This window comes from Dyadobacter sp. CY261, assembly GCF_021440085.1.
GTDB lineage: Bacteria > Bacteroidota > Bacteroidia > Cytophagales > Spirosomataceae > Dyadobacter.
In genome coordinates, this window is the sequence record NZ_JAKCPW010000017.1 from 1 (window position 1) to 18,173 (window position 18,173).

Below are 18,173 nucleotides of genomic sequence, written 5' to 3' on the forward strand. Positions count from 1 at the left end.
AAACACATCCTGGATCTGTTTGATAAGGAACCCGCCGCGTTCTTCAACAACTGTGGTCAGAATGGTTGGCACGTTAAAGACCTTTGCGGCTTTTGCAAGGCCTGCAACAGCGTTGATAATCATAGTAGGCTCGTGGCTGTGCAGGTTAGCGAACTGGAATGGCTGGTGATCGATCAGCACAACGATACTGTCCTCGGGACGCAACAGAGCTTCAAGGCCTTTTTTCTGAATGTTTGACATGTTTGGATAGTTATTTATGGTTAATAATTTTTAATTCCTGACATAGAATCAGGAGGGCATCAATCCCTCGCCGAAAATATTTACCGTGAGCAAATTGGGCCCGGCAACAGGATACAGATGCATAGATGATCCCGCCGGGTTATAGGATTCATGTATGAGCCCGGCCCTGTCTCGCATCCTCGATTTAGATGGTGCAATTCTAACGATCCTGTGAAATCGAAAAGATGATATATGTTTTATAAAATCGTAGACATTCGTCTATTAAATTCTTAGGGTGCTTGTGTTTTATTGAGTATATAACTTATAACTATCTAATTTACAGCCACTTAAAAAATATTTTACAAGTTTAAGTTGATTAAAAAATTCATTTTGATTTATCTTTACGCGACCTTCTACAATATTTAATTCTTAATGAAACCGGGGCCTGCCTATGTATAATGCATTTTTTGACTATCTGAAAAAATACAGCTCCAAACCACTTTCGGGTGAGGACAAGGCAATGATCAGGCGAAACTTTACGCCGTTAAGATTGAAAAGAAAAGAGTACTTTTTACAGGCTGGCGATATCTGTATGGATTATGGATTTATTGTCAAAGGAGCAATGCGTATGTACTCGGTGGATGACAAAGGATTAGAACATGTCGTCAGACTGGGCCTGGAGGAATGGTGGATGGGCGATCGGGAAAGTTTTTTTAACCGCACCCCAAGCCGGTACCATATCGATGCTCTGGAGCCTTGTGAGTTGCTTATTGTTAAAAAGGAAGGGGATGCAGAGCTGATAAACAGTATTCCTGCATATACTGAAATGGAAATGAAGCTGTATCAGGCCGCGGAAATTGCAAATAACAAGCGCCTCACTTCGTCCTTAACCGACACTGCCGGCAAGCGCTATGCCGACCTTATAGAACGTTACCCGGCCTTTGCGGTCCGTTTTCCGCAACATATTATTGCTTCCTATCTTGGAATTAGTAAAGATACGCTAAGCCGTGTTATTCGTAATAATAAGCTTAAATAACACCACTTCACTGCTCGCCTTTCAGATAAAATAGACTTTTATCTACTTCTTTTTTTCACAATTGTCATCTTTTTGATTGATCCCAGGTGCTGAGATTTGTGTGTCGATTATTAGAGCGACTTGCATGCCAGGCTAGACCGGTCATGCCTTGCCTGTTCGTTCGGTAAGTCTGCAGAAACAATCAAAACTATGGAAATCCACGAGTATGCGAACGGAGAAGTAACCCTCCTCTGGAAACCCAAACTATGTATCCACTCAGGCATTTGCGTTCGGACGCTTCCGAATGTTTATGACCCGAAGGCGCGTCCCTGGATAAGGCCGCAGAATGCTACGGCGAGGAATTGTTAGCGCAGATCGCCAAATGCCCTTCGGGTGCACTAAGTATCAAAGGAGAACCCTAAATGATCTATTAGCAAGAAAATGGAAAGTACAAAAGTTGTTTTTACGGGACATGCCCGTGGCGAGGTGCAGTTATTTTCGGATGAGGCTCAGATAGGTAAAATGGATCTTGCCATGACGGGAGGTAGGCTAAAGGTGTTCCATACCGAGGTTGACAAGGGGTTCGAGGGCCGGGGTTTTGCGAAACTGCTACTGGCCGAGCTGGTCGGTTACGCCAGAGAAAAAGATCTGAAGATCATTCCGCTTTGCCCGTATGTGAATGCGCAGTTTCATCGCCATCCCTTAGAATATGAAGACGTGTGGAGTAAAGACTGGCATCAATGAAATACATATTGGCGATCAATTAATAAATACTCGGCTGATGAAAATGAAAATTGTATTATATGTAAGTCTGTTAATACTGGCAAAATTTTCTCATGCCCAAAATTTCAGGCTGATGCGTTTTGATGAGGACTACTCGGCATTAAAGGACAGTGCACGTACCTTTTACAAGAGGCTGAAATACCTACCGCTTTCGGAGAGTGGAAATACCTATGTGTCCTTCGGTGGCGAGCTGCGTGGTGAACTGGACCGGGCAATGCACGAAGATTGGGGCGCAATGAACATAGGCAGAAACATTTTCTTGCTGCAGCGTTATCAACTGCATGCAGACCTGCATTTAAGCGACAGGGTCAGGATCTTCGGGCAGTTACGAAGCGGTCTGGAGAACTGGCGAAAGACAGGACCGCGGCCCATCGATGAAGACCAACTAAATGTTCAGAACCTTTTCATAGACCTGATCCCTTACGAGTTAATGGATCGCAGAATGACTATCCGGTTGGGACGCCAGGAACTGCAATACGGCAGTGGCCGGCTACTCGATGTCCGCGAGGGTCCCAACCTTCGCTTGTATTTCGATGGAGCCAAGGTAGCCTATGCTTCCTCAAAATGGAACTTGGATGCTTTCGTCATGGCGGCCGGCCGTGTGAGGACCGGTGTATTTGATAATCCCATTAATCGAAAATCGAGCCTCTGGGGTGTTTACAGCACTTATGCCGCCACCAAAATGCTCAATATCGATCTCTACTATTTGGGTATCGACCGGGCAGAGGCTGGGTTCGATGATGGCGTTGCCGCTGAATTGAGACATACGGTGGGTTCCCGGTTGTGGGGGAACGCAAATCAACTGCTCTACAATTTTGAGATCGGTTATCAGCTGGGCAAGTTCGGGGCGTCAGATATTCGCGCGTGGGGTGGTTCTATGGATATTGGTTATCGCTTCGCTAACCTGAGCGGGGCACCGACAATGAAGCTCCGGAGCGATTTCATTTCAGGCGACGATGTGAAGGGTGACGGCAAGCTGGGCACATTTAACGCTTTATATCCGAACGGCGGTTATTTCGGCATGAACCCGCAGGCGGGTCCCGGGAACCTGCTTTCTCTTCATCCCAACCTCAACTGGAACCCGGCCAGGAAAGTGCTGATTTCCGCAGAGGCGGTATTTTACTGGCGGCAATCCCTGCGGGATGGTATTTACCGTCCGGATGGTTCTCTTAGCTTGGGTTCGTCAGAATCAGACAGCCGTTACATTGGCACAGCTTACGTTTCAACGGTATCCTGGCAGATCAGCAAGTTCCTAAGCTATAATGCCGGTGTGCAATACTTTAAGACCGGGGGTTTTATTAACGACGTGATCCCGCAGCACAAAGATGGTTTTTTTATCAGTTCTCTCTTAGCATTTAAATTTTGACCGGAAATGCATGAGAACCTGCTTTTTATCCTGGGACTTCTTTTTGTAGCGATGCTGCTGGTCATGCTCGCACAAAAGTTACGTATAGCCTATCCGATCTTTTTGATGATGGCCGGATTAGGCATTGGCTTTATTCCTGGCATACCGTTGTTAAAGTTGGAGCCGGAACTGATTTTTCTCGTTTTTTTGCCGCCATTGTTGTATGAAGCTGCGTGGTATACCTCTTGGAAAGAATTTAAAAAGTGGAGCAGCGGCATTGCCATGCTGGCTTTTGGTTTGGTATTCATCACTTCATTCGTCGTCGCGTATGCCGCCCATTCCTTGATTCCCGGATTTACATTGGCCTTAGGATTTTTGCTCGGCGGCATCATTTCCCCGCCGGATGCGGTAGCCGCTACTACGGTCTTAAAGGGACTTAAAGTACCGCGCCGGACCATTACAATACTGGAAGGCGAAAGTCTGGTGAATGACGCATCCTCCCTCATTGTTTTCCGATTTGCACTGGCGGCCATACTTACCGGAGCCTTTTCCATGCAGCAGGCAACCGGGCAATTCTTTTTGGTTGCGGGTATGGGGATCGTTGTGGGCCTGGCCGGTGCGCATGTAATGTATGTAATCCATCGTTTTCTGCCCACGTCGCCTGCCATTGATGCCACGTTAACAGTAATGACGCCTTACATCCTGTTTCTATCGGCAGAGCATTTTCATTTTTCGGGCGTGATGGCCGTCGTGAGCGGAGGCTTGTTCATGTCTTTCCGTGCGCATGAAATGTTTAAGACTGGTAGGACGAGGGTGAATATGACGGGGGGTATGGCACACGCTTATTTTTGTACTGAATACCCTGGTATTTATCTTGATTGGGCTGGATTTGCCGGAGATCGTGCGTGGCCTTGGACATGTATCCATGGCAGAAGCTATCAAATACGGCATGTTTATTAGTTTCATTGTAATCGGGATCAGGCTTTTGTGGGTATTCTCTAGCGTGCATATTCTGCGCTGGTTCAGCGAAAAGGAAAAGTCAAAGCCATCGCCGGGCTGGAAAAATCCACTCATCATTGGCTGGGCAGGCATGCGCGGTGTGGTATCACTGGCAACGGCCTTATCTATACCGCTGTACATGAATGACGGGAAAGCCTTCGCTCACCGCGATCTGATCATCTTCATCACCTTCGTGGTGATCTTTGTTACCCTCGTTTTTCAGGGATTAACCCTTCCAGCAGTTATCAAATTAACCGGCATTGGTGAACTTGACCCGATACTTCCTGATCATGAGCAACATGCTGGCATCAAGCTCAGGCTGGATACCGTAGCGCTGCGGCGGCTGAACGCGCGACACACCTTGGCCAGCGGCAATAGCCTATTGAAAGGTTATGCCAAGAAACTTGAACGTGAAATTGAAGGACACCAGGAGTACCTGAGGTCTGTCGAAGTATGTATCAACAGGAATGTTGAAAGAGAGGAATTTCAGCAGGTAATGGCCGATATCCACGATCATCAGCGAAAAGAACTATCTAAAATGAAAAACGAAAAAGTCTATACAGACGAAGCGATACGCAAGGCGGAACAAATGCTGGACATTAACGACCTGCGCGTATCTGAAAGTCCGCTTTGATTGATAATTTTTAACTAACAAACCTAATGTTCTAACTGCGTTCGGTACAGTTGACTGGCCGCGCATTCCCGCCAGGGTAGTATCCCTATGTCACCTTGAACTACCGGGTCTGACCGGAATATCATTTTAAATTATGAACGATGAGCAAAAAGAAAGAACAGGTCAAATTTCTTAAAAAAGGTTTCGCAGCCGTCGTTAAGGCTTTTGAAAAAGAGAAAGACAAGAGAAAACGCAACGAGGTTTTCTCGTTCCTGACTGGGCGCATTTCTGAATTAAGGCAATATACAAGTAAGGAAACGGATATGGTTGCTTCCGATCCTGACATGGGTACCGTGGTTGCAGCTCACCCTGCTACCCATTTGGTACCTTCTCCGGCGCTGGTGGAGGAGATCAGGATCGAGCGCCTGCATAAACAGAATTGATATGGAAAATCCGGAAAAGATCCACGAGGAGGCCATAGGCTACCTCGGCAGCTATTATGAGTCCTTCTCTGAAGGGAACTTTAATTTTGGGCTATCTATTTGCAGGCAGTTATCGTTCGCGGGCTCATCGCCCGTAACTGTGAGAATGCGACACCGGCAAATCTGTTAGAGAAAGTAGTCTGGGATGCGCTAGATTACCGCCTCGCTATGGATGATCTGTTCATGCACATATTATATCTCAAAGAGGAGATGAACCGGATTAACGGCGATCATTTCGACGAACTGCTCATCCTGAACAGGCTACGTGAAGAGTTCTCCGGCGAGCATTGCTTTACCGATTACGCAAAACGGCATTACGCAGAGGAAATGGCCAAAAACCAAAGCAAGCTGCTCAAACGCATCCAGCGCCTTTCATCAGGCAATGGTGCGGGCAAGACGAGCGCACTGGTCATGTCGGACCGAGAGACCGAAGACCTGTTCAAGATCGCTTTTCGCAATTATGTTAAACTGGTAGATGTGGCCGATTCCAAAGCAGGGTTGCTTATTCATGTGAACTCCATCCTCATTTCCGTGGTCATCGGGTTCACGATGAGCCGTACTGAGAAATACCCGATGCTGGTCGTGCCGATCTTTATCATCCTCGGAGTGGCCTTCGTTACCATTCTGCTGAGCATCCTGGCCAGCCGGCCACAGCGTAATTCTTACATACAGGACCGCTCGTCCAAAAGCTATCAGACCTTTTTCTTCGGCAGCTTCGACCTGGTCGGGTCGGAGTTCCGTGATGCCGACTATGACACCTATGCGGGTGAACTGGACAGTTTTCTGAAAGGGGGTAAACAACAGGTGTATAGTGAGATATACAAAGAGGTCTTCAATGTCCGGAAGGTGCTGATTAAGAAGTTTACTTTTCTTTCTTACGCTTATATTGTATTCATTGGCGGCCTTGCGGTCTCAATCGCGGCCTTTTTTATCGCGACGAGGTAAACTTGTCAGGATAGACAATTGTCGACGTCATTTTTTACCATATCTCATCGTCTTCCCACGCCTTTCGATAGCATTTTTACAATGTGAATCAATACAACAGTTAGCTCTGCTGATCAGAGATAACTTATACCAATTTAATATCAAACCCAAGAATTTGACTAAATACATTATGAAAGCAGCGGTGCTAAACGAGTTCGGCTCGGTTGAAAAGTTTGAAATATTAGATGTCCCAACCCCAAAACCAGGATCTGATGAAGTACTTGTAAAAGTGCTGGCAACATCAGTGAATCCGCTGGATTTTCAGGTCCGCCGGGGGGATTATAAAAATGAATTGCAGCTTCCGGTCATCACCGGGCATGATGTTTCCGGCGTGATCACAGATATAGGAGCAGGTGTCAAAAATTTTAAGATCGGTGACGAGGTGTATTATACTCCGGAAATTTTCAACGGGCATGGAAGCTATGCAGAATATCATGTTGCCAAGGAATCTATAATCGGTATCAAACCGAAAAACGTAAGCCATCTAGAAGCCGCGACATTTCCTTTGGCAGCCGGTACTGCCTGGGAAATGCTTTATACCAGGGCGCAACTTAAGATCAATCAAACGGTCTTGATACATGGTGGTGCAGGCGGCGTCGGAATACCCACCATTCAAATAGCGAAGGCTATGGGTGCGACCGTTTACACGACAGCAAGAACAGTGCACCATAACTTTCTCAAAGGACTTGGAGCGGATCATACCATTGACTATGAAAAGGTAAATTATATAGATGCGGTCCTAGATCTGACAGATAACAAAGGCGTGGACGTTGTGATCGATACTATTGGCGGTAACACGCTTTCGGACAGCGGTAAGGTTTTAAGTCAAATGGGACAGGTTGTAACATTAGTTGACATTGAACAGCCGCAAAACCTGATACACGCGTGGGGGAAAAATGCAACTTACCATTTTGTATTTACCAGGCAGAGCAGAAACAAATTGGACGAACTTACAAAGCTGATAGAGGCCGGCAAGCTGAAGCCTGTGTTGAACAAAGTTTTCCCATTGTCAGAAATAGGTAAGGCGCACAGCCTGCTGGAATTTAGGGACAGTGATGAAGATTTCTATGGAAAGATCGGTGTAGAGATAGGTAATTAAAATAGTCATTTTAACGAATATCAGGTATGAATAATCAAGATATTTTTATAAAGGCGAACAAAGCTTTGGCGGAAGGAAAATACGTCGAATTCATCACATACTGCACCGAAGATATCAAATGGGAAAACGTCGGCGAAAAAACCTTCAATGGAAAGGCCGAACTTTATAAGTACATAAGTTCAGCTTATGAGGGGATAACATTTACAACAGAAAATCATATCAAGGAAGATGATTTTGTAGTTGAGCTTGGTCAGATAGTAGTCGAAAAAAACGGCGAGTCAAAAAGGAGTTCCTATTGCGACGTTTGGAATTTTAAGGCTGGAATGATCAGTCAAGTAACTTCGTTTGTGATCTGAGAAAGCACGCCAATTGAAATCAACCCTGCGGAGACTGGCGTGGATACTTGAATTTATGGAGGCCTCGTGATATAAAATCACATAAACATATTGTAAAAAAATGTATCACTTCGCAGTCCAGCGCGCATACACAGAAACAAATCTCTATCACTAGTCATTTGTGCCCTTTTCTCCCTTCAAGTATACTTGCTACACACGCTCATTACAGCACATTAACCAATTGGTTTGGGCTAAGCCTAGTATCGACGCCTCCCCTCACAATTGAAAAGGTATATATTTCCACTGTTGGCATATACAAAACACCTGTTCGAATAATATTTTTTTTCGCCTTTGCTTGCCAAGCTACCTTTGTTTAAAATAATAAACATTTAAAATGAAAGTATTAATTCACTTACTGGTCATCCTGTTCATTACTTTATTAACAGCATGCTCCAAGCCATCATATTTTGGGAAGACATATTCGCCAACTCATAATGTAGATATTTATCTTGAAAAGGCAGATGTAAAAAGAAATTACATTACGATAGGTTCTACTAAGCTAGCAAAAGGGTTCGGTTCAATAGACGCTGCGCAGCAAAAAGTGATAGAGTTGGGTAAGAGCAAAGGTGCAGACGGCGTAATTATGGATCTTACCGAAGAGGTGGTATCTACCCAGCAGAACGGCACAGCAGTAGCGTCCAAAACAAAAAAAGAGAAAGTTATTGCTACCAATTCCTCATCAACAACGGATATTAAGCAAAAAAGCATTGTAGCCACATTCATTAAATACGAATAGGATGTTAAAAGCGGCCTTGAACTTTTTTAAAGTGAACTACAAGCGGTTAGTATTATTAGCCTTATTCTCTTTACTGGTTTATGGTTCGTTTTTTTTGCTTTCTTACGTAATAAACCCGGCACAGACCGCACGAAACTTTGCTGGCCGGACCGGGTTGCTTTTCAATACCCTGATTTTCGTTATTGAGTCGGTAATTACGCATTACATTCTCATTTTCATAGTAATACTTCCTGCGATGCGTAAGCAACGTAGTTTTCGCAGCGCTGCGATTATCGGGCTACTGTTCTTTATAGTCAAGTTTGCGTATGACTACATTTTCTTTTTGATGGAGAGAGCAGAGCAAGCCCGTAACATGGCTCATTCTTCCCCGGCTGGTTTGCCGGAAGATAGTATGAGATGGGTGTTGATCATGTCTTATATATTTGTCCTTGTTATAAGTTTTTCAGTAGCACTACTGGTTGAATGGGTCCACAAGGGCAGAGAGCGCATCATGCTTGAAAAGGAAAAGACTGAGGCGGAACTCAAAGCCTTAAAGCACCAGATTAATCCTCATTTTCTATTTAACTCATTGAGCTTTATTTATGGAAAGGTTATCAAACTCGATAAAGAAACTGCGGATTCGGTGCTGATGCTGGCTAACATTATGCGCTATGCTTTGGGAAAGAACACCCGCATCGACGGGACCGTCAATATTATGGATGAATTGGAGCATCTGAAAAATGTGATTGAGATCAATCAGCGTCGTCATAGTCATCAATTAAATATCCGCTACGACGAACAGATTGATGACCAGTCTACCAGCATCGTCCCACTGGTATTGATCACACTCGTTGAGAATGCTTTCAAGCACGGTGACCTGCATGACCCAGCCCATCCCTTACGGATCAGGATTGAAACATGCGTAGATGAATTAACATTTAATATCAGCAATAAAAAGGGAAAAGGATTGAGAGAACTCTCAAATGGGGTCGGACTTCATAACATCGGACAGCAGCTGAATTTGACTTACGGAAACCGATCTGAGTTCTTGATAGAGGATAGTAAAACCCATTTTAATGTATCATTAAAGATAACATTTCCGGTATGATTGATTGCATTATCATTGACGATGAGCAGCATGCCATCGATTTATTGAAAGAACATATAAGCCAAGTTCATTTTTTAAGATTGATAGGCTCAGAGACAAATCCTATAAAAGGTTTGGCAATGATCGGTGATCTCAAACCAGGGCTTGTGTTCTTGGACGTTCAAATACCCAATCTGAATGGAATAGAAATATTGAAGCTGATCAGCAACGATTGCCATGTGATTATGACTACGGCTTATAAAGAATATGCCCTTGACGGATTTGAACATGCCGTAGTAGATTATTTATTAAAGCCGATCCCTTTTTTAAGATTTCTAAAAGCCGTCAACCGTTTATGGACCATGCAAAATAATGTTCGCCCGGTTAATGATCAGGATCATTATGTTTTTGTAAAAACAGAACAAAAGGGCAAGCTTTTAAAAATTGACTCGCGCAGAATAACTTATATCGAAGGGCAAGGCAATTATGCAACAATCCACATGAACGATCAGCGTAAGATTACCGCCTATCTAAAATTAAAAGAGCTGGCCGAGCATCTTTCCTCAATGGGTTTTGTACGCATACATAAGTCTTTTATCATTTCGCTGAGCCACTTAACCGCAGTTGAGGGCAATGTAGTCCGGATCGTCGATGAAGAACGACCTATTACAATTGGCGAATCCTATCGCAAGGATTTTTTTGAAATGATCAATGCCAAATTGCTTTCCATGCCTCCTAGTAATTCAATAGAGTAATTTAATAAAACTAGTAATTTTATGAAAAGTATTAATCTTTTTGCAGCGATTTTTAGCCTCTCACTTGTGCTGCTTTTTGGTTGCAAAGAGATCATAGATCATCCGGTTAATCCGGATTTGCCAGAAGTGGTTCCCACGCCATGTGAAGGTATTAGTCCTTCAAATCTCTGGCTTTTAAAGCAAATCAGTGGTTGGAGTAAAGGGGCCGTAAGCATACTTAGTAATGAGGAGGCGGCGAAGATGGCCATTTTCGTTGCAGTATTCACTGAGGAAGATTCTGAAAATCAATATTATGGTGTGAAAGGTGAGTATACCGCTCAGCTAAAAAAGACCTTTAAAAATCTGCAAGATTTCTGGGACATCAATTCAGACAACATCATTATGGTTGCTGCACATGGCTCTATGTTGCAGGACCGGGATAAGGTGATAAAAGTCTATCAAGCGGAATATGGGTATCGTTTTGAGAAGGCCAATAAATATGCTGATTCGCTGGCTACCTTGTTCAAGACTTATCCGGAATATCTGAACGGAAGTCATCCTTTTTTCACTTTTAATGCATACGCCCATCAGCAGAAAAATTATCCTGTCGTTGGTCAGGTAAAGGATAAAATCATTTTTGGAGATGCAATTTTGCAGCCTTTCGACGCGCTTGGTTACGGAGATATTGCTCCGCAGGCTATTCTGGCTCATGAATATGCCCATCATATCCAGTATGATCTGGGAATAAAAGATTATGGTATCCCGTTGACCCCGGCAGGTAGCCGCCGCACCGAATTAATGGCCGATGCATACGCGGCTTACTTCCTCTCGCACCCTCGGGGAGCAGCTATGCAGTGGAAAATCGTGCAGCGAGTCGCGGAGGTGTTTTCGTATCTTGGCGATTGTGATTTTGAAAGCGAGCTGCACCATGGCACTCCTATTCAGAGAAAGGCTGCGACCGAGTGGGGGTATAAGCTGGCTAACAATGCAGACAATAAAGACCATATTATAAGTAGCCGGGAATTTGCGGTTCTGTTTGATGCAGACTTAAAGAATATTGTCAAAAATTAGCTTACGCGCACCATTCTGTAATATTTTTTCAATTACAATTAACTTCAATTCCATGTCCACATGAAAAACATGATTATTGCGCTGTGTATGCTAACAATCAGCTACGCGGCAAGTGCACAATACGACCCAGCGGTTAGATTCGGAATCAAAGCAGGTGCTAACTTATCCAATATCAACGGCAGTAACGATTTAAGCCTTTCACCAGGCGGTAACGTATTTGAGCAGCGGTGTGTGATACAGGCTGAAGAAAGGAAGACACTTGCTGGAATTTAGCCTGTAAATATTGCGGTCAGATTAAAAGCGTATATAGATAACAGTGATTTTTAACGTATGTGCATATACGCCTCAAAACTGCGAGATAGCATATCATTGCCTCGTAGCTCGTTGTCTATATAATACGCACGCCCTCATAAAGACCAGCACGATTATTTTTTCAACTGTATGGTTTTTGTATTAAATTTATATGACATAACAGTGGATAAATGTTTCAGAAACTAATTAGTTACGTTGAAGGGTATTCAGGCTTACAAGTAAATTGCTCGGAACTAGAATTGATTAAAAGTAAATTTCAAGCAAAAAGCCTACGCAAAAGGCAATACTTGTTAAGAGCGGGTGATGTAGCAAGGTATACTGCGTTCATCACAAAGGGAGCTATGCGCCAGTTCTGCATAGATGAAAAAGGAAACGAGAAGATTGTCCAGCTTTTTGTTGAAAATTACTGGGCAGACGACCGTGCAAGTTTGATCTCGCTCGAAGCTTCGGAATACAATATTCAAGCTTGGGAAGACACAGAAATGCTAGTCATCTCACCCAAAGATATCTATGAGCTTAGAGATAATATCCCTGCGATAGCACAAATGCTAAGAGTGATGGATGACCGTCACGCAATAGGATTGCACCAAAGAATAAATTCAATGATATGCACTACAGCAGAGATGCGGTACCAGGAATTTGAAAGAAAATATCCGCATTTTCTACAACGGTTTCCACAGCATTTCATTGCATCTTATCTAGGGATTACAAAAGAATCATTAAGTAGATTAAGAAGACAAAGCTGCGTTTAGTGTTTGATTAGGATTGCTATCGTCCTGAGGGTGATCTCCAGATTCCGGCATTTGCAGACCTGGTGCAGGTGTTTTTGAATGCCCTTAAACCACATCTCACAAGCTGTTTTCGGAAATTCGGTTACCCAATATTACGAAGTGTAATGGGTAAACCGAATGGATCACTGTCCACCAGCGCTTACCCCGCGGTACCTTGTTGCTTGCTAACGGGGACGTCTGCAGAGAATTTCACTTTTTAGCCTCAGGGCTTGCACGGGTGTTCTACTATAAGAACGGCAACGATGTTACAGCATGGTTTGCCGCGGAAACGGCAATTGCGAGTGCAATAGATAGCTTGTTTTCCGGGAAGCCTTCGATGTATAACATTGAGTTGTTGGAGGATTCAGAACTTTACAGCCTCCAATACCATAAGCTTGAATCGGTTTTGAAGGAACACCATACCGTAGAACGTTTAGGCCGACTTTTGGTTACTCATAACTATTTGCTTTTGGATGAGAGGATGAAATTGTTTGCTTTTTGTTCGGCGGAAGAAAGATGGATCGGCAAGGTCACCAGCAGGCGATTGACCCGGCCGGTTAAAATCAGAAAGCCCTCCGGAATGGACATCGATGGGCTTTCTGTCGGGATTGCCTTTCCCGTTATTAGGGGCTACTGGCCCGCGGGTTTCTGGGGTGGGCAGCTCAGAACGGCATCCCGATGTTGGCTGTCACGTAGGCGTACGACTTGGTATCGACCAGGCTGCTACCAATCAGTTTGTACTGTTTTCGTTGGGTCACGTAGCCATCCGCGTCCAGAACGTAACTGTAATAATCTCCGTCGAGTGAACCCTGCTTGGTAACGAGCGTGACCAGGTGCTTACCCGGCTTACCGAAAATCCGCAGGTAAGCGTCGTGTTCGTTCACCCCTAGCACGTTCAAAGGATATTTATCGTTCATGATCGGGTCGCCTCCTGCCGGAGTGTAGCCAATTTTTGTATTATCACTGCTTCCTATTCCTGTAAATTCACTCACCGAGGTCACATCGCCGTCAGCATTGTAACCATACCCGAATCCACCGACGCAGCTGTTTTTATTTTGGAAATTCAATAACTGGCCTTTCTCATTGTAGGTAAACTTCCACTCCCTTAGGTAAGTTAAGGGAACATTGTTGTTGACAACGGTAATCACTTCTGCTGATTCCTTGCAGCGCCCGCTGGCATCCAGCATAAAGGTTTCATCCCGGAGTTTGACCTTTCCCTGATGCGTAAACGCTCTGATCTTACCGGGGCTGTAGGTGTAATCGGTCTGGATAGCCAGACTGCCACGTACGGGGGTGGTCACGTTCATGAGTCGGCCATCGTTGTTATAAGTCAGGGTTGCCTGACCATGTTTAGTGAGCTTGTGCACCTGGGGAAAGTTAGGTGAGTCAACATCACTTCCGATCCGTGCTGTGGCTGCCGAGGCTGCGTCAGTCGGCATGGGATCCACCGGATTGTCATTCTGGCAGGCAAAGGAGCCAATTGCAAGGGTAATAAAAAGGGTACTTTTGAAAAAATGTGTTTTGTTTAACATGGCTTTGTTGGATTTAAAAAAAAATATTTTTTTGTTCGTTTTTGCCTACTCAATTTCAGGTTTTCGGCGTCCCCTGCTTTACTGTGTTACTACAATGGTTTTGAATAATGAATATTCCGAAGTCCAGTTTGAATGTCTCCCGGAAGACGATACAAACGTAGGCTGGATTAAAACCGCCCGCAATTTTTGGAGGTATACAAAAGGTTTCCGATGAGAAATTTTTAGTGTACAAAAGGTATACAATAGCCGGAAATGATGCCTAAGAGCCTAATATTCCAATACTTTTCCAAGATTATTGATAATTACCTGCCCCATTCTGAGTGTTTGCAGATGAGGATCGCTTTGTTCCCGAGGGGTAGTGGCCGGCTGTGTGGCTAAGTCTGGAAATGCCGGGTTGTTTGTGATACATTCAGAGCGATTCGTGCAGTGCGGCGAATCCGGTTGGGAATGTTTTGTCTGAAATGGTTCGACCAGACAGATCAAAGAGCATCAGCCTTACGGTTTCACCCGCAGCTCCCTGATCAGTGGGCTGGTCCAGTTACTTCCATCAGCAGATTTTGGCTTATTTGATACTATTGACCTGCCTTTTTGCAAAATGTGCTGATTATCAATGCATTGTAAACAAAAAAAAGCACACTTTCGTGTGTCTTCTGTGATCCCGCTAGAAACAATATAAATATCGAAAGCGCTTGATTGTCAACTATTTATATCCCCTCAGAACAAGTAACCGAAAAGGTAACTAAATTGTTTTGCCTGTTTTGATACGTTTTCAGTATATATTCGTCCTTTAGATTTACGAAATGTTTATGAGATTCACTGTCAACTCTTTGCCTGCGTGTCTCCCTTTCTAGGTAGCCCGATTTGAACTGCTTTCAAGGGATGGCCGTGGTTTGTTTTGGCACCACCTGATTCATGATGCTGGGTAGAGACAGACTTGATAGTGGTGCTCTTTTAAAAGTAGTGTGCGTTTTCTTAACCAATCAGGGTATCGAAGACGTTGGTTCCCAGATAAGGTAAATTTACCTATCAATATACCAAGATCGCGGTATTGTTTGGAGGCAGGCAAAGAATCAATTTTGTATCGCTTCGGAAGCGATCTCCATCACCTAGTGTAGCGTTTGTGGCTAATTTGTAAGTCAGTGATGTGCCGAGCAATTTCATCTTGCTATTACCACTGTCAATATCCATTGAACAAATTCAAAGTATACCCATAAAAACAGCTGACAGCAGTACCTATTTCGGGACGACCTACAAAGACCCTTACCGCTGGCTGGAAAATTTCAAGGATACATCAGTGGTATCATGGTTCAGCCAGCAGGCCATCTTACAAATTCCGTTTTAAGCAACCTGAACGGCGGGGACGGACTAGTTGCCAAATAGAAGGAAATGGATAGGTTTCAACCGCCCTGCATAAACGGCCGCAAATACGAAGCGGGTAAACAGACAGCAAAAGCGATGTCGATTTTTCAGTAATGCCAGCTATCCAGAGTTAAAAATAGATAAGAATGTGTACCCAAAACCTGTCTTAGATTATGCAAACGAAACCTTCCTATCAAATACAAAAATTTTTTTGGTTACTATGTTTAGTGCTTCTGTGCTCGGGCAAGCTACTTGCTCAGGAGAAACACGACGCCGCAATCATCGAAGTCCTGACAGCAGCATCCGAGGCATTTTTCAAAGGTGATATTGAGAAATGGAAATCTTGTTTTATTCACGACAGCCTTACAAGCAGATCGATCATTGACCGTTTCGAATACCAAACACAGATAGGATGGCCAAACGTGGTGGCAGCGATCATGAAAGACAGCCAGAAAATGTACCCTGGTTTTGTGAAGGCCACCTACGAAAACGTCCACATCAGGCTTTCCGGAAATTTTGCATATGTGGAAGCCGACGAACGACAAAAGTGGATTCAAAACGGCGCCGAGTTTAACCCTCCCCTGATTCACACCCATTCCGTGCTAATCTTTGATAATCAAAGCTGGAAGATTGCCAATCGGATCAGGATAGCGGGAGAATCATTCGAAAGCAGTGCACAAAATCGCGAGTATACACTAAACGCAATGGGGTACGAATTGCTGAAAGAAAAGCGGATAAAAGAAGCAATAGACATTTTCGCATTGACCGTAAAGCAGAACCCGGAATCCTGGAACGCCTACGACAGCCTTGGTGAGGCATATGAAATGGCTGGTGAAACAAAACTTGCTATTGCCAATTACGAAAAATCCGTAACGTTAAATCCTGAAAACGAGAACGGGAAGAAGAAAATCGAATCTTTGAAAAAGTAGTTAATCTGCGAGACCCGGTCTGCGCGTCCCCCGCATAAACGACTGCAAATACGAAGCGGGTAAAATCTTTTATCGTAAGCCCATGCCCGGCGAAAAGGTGGGCAAATTATACTACCGTGGCCGGTACAGACGGAGCAGAGCAGTTGCTATTTGACCCGATAGCCTAAGGTTTCATATATCAAAGTAATGGACGTTTCTACAAACGCTTTCATAAGGACAGCTTGAACTGCACCCAAAACGTTAGACAGATTAACATTTAACTCTCAATATGCCCTGAGCCCCTCCCAAGTTTTCAGACGGTTGAAAGTAGAGTTTCCGGTGTTTCTTGATGTAAATTAACAAATTCCTTCGGGGTTAAATCATTCAGTGCGCTGTGCGGCCTGAAGTGGTTGTATTCCCATCGAAAGTCCTCGATTTTTTCTCTGGCATCGTCGAGAGATAAGAACCAATTGACGGAAAGGCATTCATCCCGGAACTTCCCGTTAAATGATTCAACATATGGGTTGTCGGTCGGTTTTCCAGGCCTCGAAAAGTCGAGAGTTACACCGTTTGAATATGCCCATAAGTCCATTTCTTTTGATATAAATTCACTACCGTTATCACATTGTATTCGTTCTGGACGACAGCCTTCAATCAGGCAAATCCTGGTCAGTTCAGCTGCAACATCAACGCCTTTCAAGGATTTTCCAGGCAGCAAACCGTGGCAAATTTTACTGCAATTATCCACTACAGTTAAGACCCTGAATCGTTCGCCATTGAAGAGCGCGTCCTGAACAAAATCCATACCGCGCGGCGTCCGCTCCACACCTTGTTTATTCCTTGAGTGTCCAACCGTTCCAGTCGGTGCTCGGCGCTACGGCTTCGCCTTGGCCTCATCGTTCGCAAATTCAGCCCACAGGCCTTATAGACACGATAAACTCGTTTGTGATTGTCGTTAAATCCTTCTCTTTTCAACAGCACGAAAATCCGACGGAATCCGTATCTGACCCTGGTGTTCGCGATCTCTTTCATGCGCATTGTCAACAAGGTGTCATCGCGCCGATGGGATTTATAATAATACATCGCCCTGACCAACCTTACGCACCGGCACGCCCGTTGAATTGAGACACGATAGTTCGAGATAAGCCAATTGGCCATTTCCTTTTTGTAAGGCGGCCTCACAGCTTTTTTTTAATAACATCCTGAAGCATTTGCTTGTCTAGGCTCAGATCTGCGACAAGCTTCTTCAACTGGGCGTTTTCTTCTTCCAATTGCCGTAGTTTCCGGAGCTCTGCTACGCCCATGCCGCCGTACTTCTTTTTCCAGTTGAAAAAAGTGGCCTGGGAAACTCCCAATTGACGGCATATCTCCTCGACACGTGTGCCGGTCTCCGATTGTCTAAGCGCAAAAGCGATCTGCGCTTCCGTGAATTTTGACTTTTTCATAGTGACAAATTACAATTTTGACCTGTTTTTGCCACCGAAAATCTCTAGTTTTCAGCTGTCTCGTTTGCCGGGGGGAGGTCAGCCCGGCTGCATTCCTGCAAGGATGGACTTTGATAGCCACGACGGGATCATGATCCCATTGTCCATTATCCATAAAAAAGGTTTGAAAATGGATGGCAATAATGTTGCACGGCTGGGGCACTTCACAGAAGACAAAAATGTGACCTTCGCCAACTTCGCAGACCAATTGTCTTTCCGGATGTGGCAATGCGCCCACCCTGATTTTCAGCTCAAAAAATAGATTTC

General features: G+C 44.4%; 19 protein-coding genes and 3 pseudogenes. 19 read left to right on the forward strand and 3 right to left on the reverse strand.

The features are described from left to right. Window positions 1–240: pseudogene (locus LZD49_RS30570) on the reverse strand (hypothetical protein); the annotation flags it as partial. A gap of 430 nt (window positions 241–670) precedes the next feature. On the opposite strand from LZD49_RS30570, the gene LZD49_RS30575 reads away from it, so the two are divergent. The 17 genes and pseudogenes from LZD49_RS30575 to LZD49_RS36175 form a co-directional block, all read left to right on the forward strand. Further along, complete coding sequence (locus tag LZD49_RS30575) at window positions 671–1,255, forward strand: Crp/Fnr family transcriptional regulator (RefSeq protein WP_234671865.1); 585 nt, start codon at window positions 671–673, stop codon at window positions 1,253–1,255. A gap of 189 nt (window positions 1,256–1,444) precedes the next feature. Beyond that, window positions 1,445–1,603, forward strand: coding sequence for a (4Fe-4S)-binding protein (locus LZD49_RS30580; protein ID WP_234671866.1), 159 nt, complete (start codon window positions 1,445–1,447; stop codon window positions 1,601–1,603). Window positions 1,604–1,675: 72 nt separating this feature from the next. Continuing rightward, a complete protein-coding gene (locus LZD49_RS30585) occupies window positions 1,676–1,978 on the forward strand; it encodes a GNAT family N-acetyltransferase (protein WP_234671867.1) in 303 nt (100 codons plus the stop codon). A gap of 43 nt (window positions 1,979–2,021) precedes the next feature. Continuing rightward, window positions 2,022–3,383 carry an alginate export family protein gene (locus LZD49_RS30590; protein ID WP_234671868.1) on the forward strand — a complete coding sequence of 454 codons (1,362 nt, stop codon included), beginning with the start codon at window positions 2,022–2,024 and terminating at the stop codon, window positions 3,381–3,383. Between the two features lie 6 nt (window positions 3,384–3,389). Beyond that, complete coding sequence (locus LZD49_RS35865) at window positions 3,390–4,322, forward strand: cation:proton antiporter (RefSeq protein ID WP_310590515.1); 933 nt, start codon at window positions 3,390–3,392, stop codon at window positions 4,320–4,322. Further along, complete coding sequence (locus tag LZD49_RS35870) at window positions 4,252–4,995, forward strand: cation:proton antiporter (RefSeq protein ID WP_310590516.1); 744 nt, start codon at window positions 4,252–4,254, stop codon at window positions 4,993–4,995. Before LZD49_RS35865 ends, LZD49_RS35870 begins: the two co-directional genes overlap by 71 nt. Before the next feature lie 140 nt (window positions 4,996–5,135). Further along, a complete protein-coding gene (locus LZD49_RS30600) occupies window positions 5,136–5,417 on the forward strand; it encodes a hypothetical protein (RefSeq protein WP_234671869.1) in 282 nt (93 codons plus the stop codon). 99 nt (window positions 5,418–5,516) lie between these two features. Continuing rightward, window positions 5,517–6,401 carry a Pycsar system effector family protein gene (locus tag LZD49_RS30605; RefSeq protein ID WP_234671871.1) on the forward strand — a complete coding sequence of 295 codons (885 nt, stop codon included), beginning with the start codon at window positions 5,517–5,519 and terminating at the stop codon, window positions 6,399–6,401. 154 nt (window positions 6,402–6,555) lie between these two features. Then, window positions 6,556–7,539, forward strand: coding sequence for a zinc-dependent alcohol dehydrogenase family protein (locus LZD49_RS30610; RefSeq protein WP_234671872.1), 984 nt, complete (start codon window positions 6,556–6,558; stop codon window positions 7,537–7,539). A gap of 26 nt (window positions 7,540–7,565) precedes the next feature. Beyond that, a complete protein-coding gene (locus tag LZD49_RS30615) occupies window positions 7,566–7,895 on the forward strand; it encodes a nuclear transport factor 2 family protein (protein WP_234671874.1) in 330 nt (109 codons plus the stop codon). 373 nt (window positions 7,896–8,268) lie between these two features. Then, entirely contained in the window at window positions 8,269–8,670 is a 402-nt protein-coding gene (locus LZD49_RS30620) for a hypothetical protein (RefSeq protein WP_234671875.1), read from the forward strand. A 1-nt stretch (window position 8,671) separates the two neighbouring features. After that, window positions 8,672–9,757: a sensor histidine kinase gene (locus LZD49_RS30625; protein ID WP_234671877.1), complete on the forward strand. Its 1,086-nt coding sequence runs from the start codon at window positions 8,672–8,674 to the stop codon at window positions 9,755–9,757. Then, complete coding sequence (locus LZD49_RS30630) at window positions 9,754–10,491, forward strand: LytTR family DNA-binding domain-containing protein (protein ID WP_234671880.1); 738 nt, start codon at window positions 9,754–9,756, stop codon at window positions 10,489–10,491. The genes LZD49_RS30625 and LZD49_RS30630 overlap by 4 nt, the downstream gene beginning before the upstream one ends. 21 nt (window positions 10,492–10,512) lie before the next feature. After that, on the forward strand, window positions 10,513–11,541 hold the full coding sequence (locus tag LZD49_RS30635; RefSeq protein ID WP_234671882.1) for a hypothetical protein: 1,029 nt from the start codon (window positions 10,513–10,515) through the stop codon (window positions 11,539–11,541). Window positions 11,542–11,601: 60 nt separating this feature from the next. Continuing rightward, complete coding sequence (locus LZD49_RS30640; protein ID WP_234671884.1) at window positions 11,602–11,814, forward strand: hypothetical protein; 213 nt, start codon at window positions 11,602–11,604, stop codon at window positions 11,812–11,814. A 209-nt stretch (window positions 11,815–12,023) separates the two neighbouring features. After that, window positions 12,024–12,605 carry a Crp/Fnr family transcriptional regulator gene (locus LZD49_RS30645; RefSeq protein ID WP_234671885.1) on the forward strand — a complete coding sequence of 194 codons (582 nt, stop codon included), beginning with the start codon at window positions 12,024–12,026 and terminating at the stop codon, window positions 12,603–12,605. A gap of 160 nt (window positions 12,606–12,765) precedes the next feature. After that, window positions 12,766–13,029: pseudogene (locus LZD49_RS36175) on the forward strand (Crp/Fnr family transcriptional regulator); the annotation flags it as partial. A 256-nt stretch (window positions 13,030–13,285) separates the two neighbouring features. Here LZD49_RS36175 and LZD49_RS30650 read toward each other — a convergent pair. Continuing rightward, on the reverse strand, window positions 13,286–14,155 hold the full coding sequence (locus LZD49_RS30650; protein ID WP_234671887.1) for a DUF4595 domain-containing protein: 870 nt from the start codon (window positions 14,153–14,155) through the stop codon (window positions 13,286–13,288). Between the two features lie 1,532 nt (window positions 14,156–15,687). On the opposite strand from LZD49_RS30650, the gene LZD49_RS30655 reads away from it, so the two are divergent. Then, window positions 15,688–16,443 carry a hypothetical protein gene (locus LZD49_RS30655; RefSeq protein WP_234671888.1) on the forward strand — a complete coding sequence of 252 codons (756 nt, stop codon included), beginning with the start codon at window positions 15,688–15,690 and terminating at the stop codon, window positions 16,441–16,443. Window positions 16,444–16,735: 292 nt separating this feature from the next. On the opposite strand, the pseudogene LZD49_RS30660 reads toward LZD49_RS30655, so the two are convergent. Continuing rightward, window positions 16,736–17,867: pseudogene (locus LZD49_RS30660) on the reverse strand (IS3 family transposase). A 103-nt stretch (window positions 17,868–17,970) separates the two neighbouring features. Here LZD49_RS30660 and LZD49_RS30665 point away from each other — a divergent pair. Beyond that, window positions 17,971–18,168, forward strand: a complete 198-nt coding sequence (locus LZD49_RS30665) for a hypothetical protein (protein WP_234671891.1) — start codon at window positions 17,971–17,973, stop codon at window positions 18,166–18,168. Window positions 18,169–18,173: the final 5 nt, after the last annotated feature.

Bases quoted from the DNA above. Each gene is read 5' to 3' on its own strand.
- LZD49_RS30575 (WP_234671865.1), top strand. From the start codon at position 671: ATGTATAATGCATTTTTTGACTATCTGAAAAAATACAGCTCCAAACCA.
- LZD49_RS30580 (WP_234671866.1), top strand. From the start codon at position 1,445: ATGGAAATCCACGAGTATGCGAACGGAGAAGTAACCCTCCTCTGGAAA.
- LZD49_RS30585 (WP_234671867.1), top strand. From the start codon at position 1,676: ATGGAAAGTACAAAAGTTGTTTTTACGGGACATGCCCGTGGCGAGGTG.
- LZD49_RS30590 (WP_234671868.1), top strand. From the start codon at position 2,022: ATGAAAATTGTATTATATGTAAGTCTGTTAATACTGGCAAAATTTTCT.
- LZD49_RS35865 (WP_310590515.1), top strand. From the start codon at position 3,390: ATGCATGAGAACCTGCTTTTTATCCTGGGACTTCTTTTTGTAGCGATG.
- LZD49_RS30600 (WP_234671869.1), top strand. From the start codon at position 5,136: ATGAGCAAAAAGAAAGAACAGGTCAAATTTCTTAAAAAAGGTTTCGCA.
- LZD49_RS30615 (WP_234671874.1), top strand. From the start codon at position 7,566: ATGAATAATCAAGATATTTTTATAAAGGCGAACAAAGCTTTGGCGGAA.
- LZD49_RS30620 (WP_234671875.1), top strand. From the start codon at position 8,269: ATGAAAGTATTAATTCACTTACTGGTCATCCTGTTCATTACTTTATTA.
- LZD49_RS30625 (WP_234671877.1), top strand. From the start codon at position 8,672: ATGTTAAAAGCGGCCTTGAACTTTTTTAAAGTGAACTACAAGCGGTTA.
- LZD49_RS30630 (WP_234671880.1), top strand. From the start codon at position 9,754: ATGATTGATTGCATTATCATTGACGATGAGCAGCATGCCATCGATTTA.
- LZD49_RS30635 (WP_234671882.1), top strand. From the start codon at position 10,513: ATGAAAAGTATTAATCTTTTTGCAGCGATTTTTAGCCTCTCACTTGTG.
- LZD49_RS30640 (WP_234671884.1), top strand. From the start codon at position 11,602: ATGAAAAACATGATTATTGCGCTGTGTATGCTAACAATCAGCTACGCG.
- LZD49_RS30645 (WP_234671885.1), top strand. From the start codon at position 12,024: ATGTTTCAGAAACTAATTAGTTACGTTGAAGGGTATTCAGGCTTACAA.
- LZD49_RS30650 (WP_234671887.1), bottom strand. From the start codon at position 14,155: ATGTTAAACAAAACACATTTTTTCAAAAGTACCCTTTTTATTACCCTT.
- LZD49_RS30655 (WP_234671888.1), top strand. From the start codon at position 15,688: ATGCAAACGAAACCTTCCTATCAAATACAAAAATTTTTTTGGTTACTA.
- LZD49_RS30665 (WP_234671891.1), top strand. From the start codon at position 17,971: ATGGACTTTGATAGCCACGACGGGATCATGATCCCATTGTCCATTATC.